General features: G+C 67.0%; 1 protein-coding gene. It reads left to right on the top strand.

Features of this window, described 5'->3' with window-relative positions:
* Nucleotides 1-78 precede the first annotated feature (78 nt).
* Nucleotides 79-2,251 (top strand): condensation domain-containing protein (locus AAW14_RS39200; RefSeq protein WP_322741179.1); only part of this gene is annotated, 2,173 nt, incomplete at its 3' end.

The raw sequence follows: 2,251 nt of genomic DNA, 5'->3' as shown, positions 1-2,251 counted from the left end.
GCGCGGGAACAAGGCCTCACCCTCCCCGCCCTCCGCCACATCGGACAAGCCGGTGAAGCACTTCGACTGAGCTCCACGGTGCGGGACTTCTTCTCCGCATCCTCTGACCGTCACCTGTACAACCACTACGGACCGGCTGAGACGCACGTCGTCACCGCCCACACTCTGCCGGGGGATGTGACGCGGTGGGGTGCGACGGCGCCGATCGGCCGGCCGATCTGGAACACGCAGGTCTATGTCCTGGACGCGGGTTTGGCGCCGGTGCCGCCGGGGGTGACGGGTGAGTTGTACATCGGGGGTGCGGCGCTGGCCCGCGGCTACTGGGACCGTCCGGGGCTGACGGCGGAGCGGTTCGTGGCGAACCCGTTCGGGGCCGCGGGGGAGCGGATGTATCGCACCGGGGACCTGGTGCGCTGGAACGGTGCTGGTGAGCTGGAGTATCTGGGCCGGGCGGACTCCCAGGTCAAGGTCCGGGGTTTCCGGATCGAGCTGGGAGAGGTCGAGGCGGCACTGGCGGCGCAGGAGACGGTGGCCCAGGCCACGGTCGTGGTACGGGAGGACCGCCCCGGGGACCAGCGCGTCGTCGCGTACGTCGTACCGGCTGCGGATCAGGTGGTTGAGCGGCGCGAAGTACGCGGGCGTGTGGCTGAGGCGTTGCCGGAGTACATGGTGCCGTCCGCGATCGTGGTGATGGACGCGTTGCCGTTGACGCCCAGCGGAAAGGTGGACCGACGGGCGCTGCCCGCTCCCGCCATCGACACCGCGTCCTCGGGCCGGGGCCCGAGGACGCCCCAGGAAGAGATCCTGTGCGGCGTATTCGCCGAGGTGCTAGGTGTGGCTCAGGTCGGTGTCCATGACAGCTTCTTCGATCTGGGTGGTCATTCTCTGCTCGCGACGCGGTTGATCAGTCGGGTTCGGTCGGTGCTGGGTGTCGAACTGTCGGTGCGGGCCGTGTTCGAGGCACCGACAGTCGCTGCTCTGGCGCAGCGGCTGCCGAGCGCCGGTAAGGCCAGAAAGGCGCTGCGGGCGGTCGGTGAGCGTCCTGGGGTGGTGCCGTTGTCGTTCGCGCAGCGGCGGTTGTGGTTCCTGCACCGGCTGGAGGGGCCGAGCGCGACGTACAACATGCCGATGGCGATCCGGCTCACGGGCGAGCTGGACCACGATGCCCTGCGTGCGGCCCTCAACGACGTGACCGAGCGGCACGAGAGTCTGCGTACGGTGTTTCCCGAGGTCGACGGCATGCCGCAGCAGAAGGTGCTCAGTGTCTCGGCGGCGGGCCTCGGTCCGTCGCTGGTGCCGACGACGGAGGACGAACTGGCCACGAAGCTGGCCGCCGCCGCTGCCGAAGGCTTCGATCTGGCGAATGACCTCCCTCTTCACGTGACGTTGTTCGTGCTGTCGCCGACCGAGCATGTGCTGCTGCTGGTGCTGAACCACATTGCGGGCGACGGCTGGTCCCTGGGCCCTCTGTCACGGGATCTGGGTGAGGCGTATGCGGCGCGGGTGGCGGGTGGTGTGCCGGGTTGGACGGAGTTGCTGGTGCAGTACGTGGACTACACGCTCTGGCAGCAGGAGCTGTTGGGCCGTGAGGACGATCCGCAGAGCGTGATCAGCGAACAGGTCGACTACTGGAAGACGGCGCTGGAGGACGTTCCGGAGCAGTTGCAGCTTCCGGTGGATCGTGTGCGGCCGGCGGTGACCACGTACCGCGGCGACCTCGTCGATATCCGGATGAGTGCGGAGTTGCATGGTCGGGTGGTGGCGTTGGCTCGGGAGTGTGGGGTCAGTGTGTTCATGGTGTTGCAGGCGGCTTTGGTGTTGTTGTTGAGGCGGTTGGGTGCGGGGTCGGATATTGCGTTGGGGTCGCCGGTTGCGGGGCGTATGGATGAGGCGCTGGATGATCTGGTCGGGTTCTTTGTGAATACGTTGGTGTTGCGGACGGATGTGTCGGGTGATCCGTCGTTTGGTGAGTTGTTGGGGCGGGTGCGGGAGTCGGATCTGGCGGCGTATGCGCATCAGGATGTGCCGTTCGAGCATTTGGTGGAGGTGCTGAATCCGGCGCGGTCGTTGTCGCATCATCCGTTGTTCCAGGTGATGCTGGCGTTGCAGAACACGCCGCAGGGTGCGTTTGTGCTGCCGGGTCTGGAGAGTCGTGTCGAGCCGGTGGGGACGGGGACGTCGCGGTTCGATCTGTTCTTCAATCTGCGTGAGCGGGTGTCGGGTTCGGGTGTGGCGTTGGGGCTTGAGGGGT

The organism is Streptomyces hygroscopicus (assembly GCF_026168105.1).
GTDB classification, from domain to species: Bacteria; Actinomycetota; Actinomycetes; order Streptomycetales; family Streptomycetaceae; genus Streptomyces; species Streptomyces hygroscopicus_D.
The sequence above is the reverse complement of the archived record's forward strand: the minus strand, read 5'-3'. Positions and strand labels throughout refer to the sequence as shown.